At 61.8% G+C, this 2,921-nt stretch carries 3 protein-coding genes; all 3 read right to left on the bottom strand.

All coding sequences use genetic code 11. The features are described from left to right. On the bottom strand, positions 1 to 1,529 hold a 1,529-nt coding region (locus EN935_RS29255), incomplete at its 3' end, for a fimbria/pilus outer membrane usher protein (RefSeq protein ID WP_164771415.1). Positions 1,530 to 1,549: 20 nt separating this feature from the next. After that, positions 1,550 to 2,281, bottom strand: coding sequence for a molecular chaperone (locus EN935_RS29260; protein WP_206532357.1), 732 nt, complete (start codon positions 2,279 to 2,281; stop codon positions 1,550 to 1,552). Positions 2,282 to 2,324: 43 nt separating this feature from the next. Then, positions 2,325 to 2,729 carry a spore coat U domain-containing protein gene (locus EN935_RS29265; protein WP_348629917.1) on the bottom strand — a complete coding sequence of 135 codons (405 nt, stop codon included), beginning with the start codon at positions 2,727 to 2,729 and terminating at the stop codon, positions 2,325 to 2,327. Between the last annotated feature and the right edge of the window lie 192 nt (positions 2,730 to 2,921).

Below are 2,921 nucleotides of genomic sequence, written 5' to 3' on the forward strand. Positions count from 1 at the left end.
GTGGCATTGAGATAGCCGAAAGGCAGCGTTCGCGAATAGGAGGCGGTGAGTATCCTGGAGCTTTCGCCGCAGGCCGGTGTCAGATCGATGTAGCTTGCGCTGATGCTGCCGCTGTCGAAAGACAACGGGGTTCCGACGGAAATGCTGTTGACCATCTTCGGGGGCCTGGATCGGGACGAAGCATCAGCGGCGCCTGGATCGAATGACAGCAGATTGAGGAAGGCGTGACCGGCCGTTCCGCCGTCCTGAAGCCGATCGGTCACCGAGGCGAGATCGTCATAAGAACCGAAGGTCATCTGCGAACTGGCATTGATGCTGAGGGTCCGGACCCTGATCTCGAATGAGGCATAGGACTGCAGGCCATTGCCCGCTTCGCTGCGGCTGCCAGCCAGCGCGAACGAGGCGATGCCTAGCGAGCCGGTGCGCACCGCCATGCCGAGCCCGCCATTGACCAGATCCTTGCCGGCCTCAGCGTGGCTTTCCAGCGTCAGCCAGTCGTAGATACCCTTTCTCAGGCTTGCCGATATGACAGGCTGATTGGCGGCATAGGCATCCGACGTCGTCGCATAGCCGTGCCTGGGCAGGCCGGCCTCCAGCGAGAAGTCGAAGAGGCCTGGCTTTAGCAGGCTGGGCGAGGCGTAGAACGGTACGCTCGTGCGCGTCTCATGGCCGGCCGCATCGCGCAGCACGACAAGTGCCTCGCCGCCACCCGTGGTGACTGGAATGTCGGTGATCTGGAACGGACCCGTGTCAACCGTGTGCGAATAGGTCTTCAGGTCGTTGACATAGACGTCGACCGTCGACGGCACTGCCGCGCTGCCGCTCACCGAGGCAAGCGGCTGCGTGATGAGGTCCGCTCGAAGCCCGAAATTGCGGCGCGCCTGAAGCCCGCCAATGCGTATCGGCCGGGTCCAGGCAAAGCCGCCGGAAATCGCATCGCCAGCCTGATATGTCGTCAGCGTCGCCGGGTCCGAATAGGTATAGGCGGTGTCGAGCCTCAATGCATCGGTGCGTCCATTGTCCGCCAGCCGCAGGATCGCCGACTGGCCGAACGTGCCAACCGGCGAAAAGGCCCTCGCGTCGAGGGTTGTGGAAACACCGCTGAAGGAGAAGCCGCTTGCGCCGGGCTCCTGCCGCGACGCCGCGAACAGATTGTAGTTGAGGACACCGCCGAACCCTGCCTGAATATCCGGCGATGCCTCGTGATCCGGCGCCGCGTCATATGACATTGTCCCGCGCAAGCCATTGCCGATGGTCAGGAAAATGCGCTGCTCCGCCACCTCGTAGCGGTAAGCCAACCCCTTGATATTGTCGAGCATGATGGTTGCGGCGTTGGATCGGCCCTTGCCCGGATCCAGTCCCAAGTCCCGCAACTCATCCGGCTTTGCGCCCAGATGCCGCCCGTCGGTAGATACGAATGCCGCGATCTGATTGGTTGGAGCGCCGTTGATGAAGACTTCGAGCTGAAGCTGCTGGACCGCCCCCGAAGCCTGATTGGATAGTGTCAGCGCGGCGGCCAGTGTCGACATTGCCAGCAGGCAAGCCGCATTCACGGTGCAGCGACAACCGGCGCAACGGCGTTGATCGTGCCATCATTGCCTTGGCCGGAGATCGAGACCGATCCCTTGGCGGCAAATTTGCGCCCGCCGGCTGGTGCCGTCCAATGCATTGCCGACTGGCCGAGCGCATATCCGACGAGCCCGCCCCCGAATGAGATCTTGTGTCCACCTGCGTCACGCAGCGAAAGTGCGGAGATGCGCAGGCGCATACCGCCCTTGTTTCGGGCCGAAACGATCAGCCGCCCGGCCTGCCTCGAGACAGTCCAGTCGACGGCCGGCGGCGTTTTTTGTGGAGAGCTGAAAAAGACCGGAATAGAATGGCGAATCAGCAGTCTCACGGTGCCGGTCCTTGTGCGGTTGGCATCAGGAAGTTCGTCCACCAGAAGACGATAGGCTTCCTCGGCCGCTATGGGCCGCTTCGTCACGCGCACGATGCGTACGACATAGTCGGCGCCAGGCACGAGCGTGACGGCGGGAGGCGAGGCAACGACATCCTCCGTCGGCGTCAGGGATTCGTTGCCATTCACTTGCGTCCAGCGAAAAACACGAATCTGCACATTGGTCGGCGTCGGTCCTTCGTTGCGAAGCGTGATGGTCGACGATGCACCGGGAGCCACGACGTCGACGAGGGCGGGTTGCACCTGGAGGGACTCCGCCCATACCGGCGCACCGCTGAAAAGCAGTGCTCCCGCCAAAATCCAAGCCAGCTTTGTCCAGCTCATTTCCCGCTCCCCCAAATGCCGACCGCCAAGTGACAGCCTAATCCTAATAGGTCACCGTGACCGTTACCGTGTCCGTATAGGCTGCTGGCGCAGGCGTGGACTGCGTCGGCACGCGTCCATATACGGTAAAGCTCTGGGCAGAACCGGTGCCCGTCGCCGAAACCGTGTTGGTTCCGATTGTGCTGCCCCAAACGGTCGTTCTGCCGCTGTCGCTGTAGAGTGAATAGGTGATCGTCGAGGCGCCATTGGTCATCTTGCGCGCCGCAACCGTCGCGCCCGAACCAGTGCCGGCGTCCAGACCAATGTTGTACGGGGTGGTGTTCGTGCACTGAACCTGGACCGTCGACGTCTGGTCGACATTGGCCGCAATGACGCCCGATGAACCGAAGTTCAGCGTCGAAGCGCTGCTGATCGTGCAGGATGCGGTGATGGTCATCTGCACGGTCATGTTTGTTGTCGTCGTCGTAGCGCTTGCCTCACCGCTGAAAAGCGCTGAGATGGCCAGGCACGCTGCTGTTTTGCGCCACATTCGAAGAGGGTCCTTTTCCAGTGTTTCAGTGAGAAGGCGAGGCGGGGTTGGACGCTGCGAAGCCGTGAACGAGCCGAACTGGAATATGTTCGAGCATGGTTAATAAGTAAT

The sequence above is a fragment of the Mesorhizobium sp. M7D.F.Ca.US.004.03.1.1 genome (assembly GCF_003998635.1).
Classification (GTDB): Bacteria; Pseudomonadota; Alphaproteobacteria; order Rhizobiales; family Rhizobiaceae; genus Mesorhizobium; species Mesorhizobium loti.

Bases quoted from the DNA above. Each gene is read 5' to 3' on its own strand.
- EN935_RS29260 (WP_206532357.1), bottom strand. From the start codon at position 2,281: ATGAGCTGGACAAAGCTGGCTTGGATTTTGGCGGGAGCACTGCTTTTC.
- EN935_RS29265 (WP_348629917.1), bottom strand. From the start codon at position 2,729: ATGACCGTGCAGATGACCATCACCGCATCCTGCACGATCAGCAGCGCT.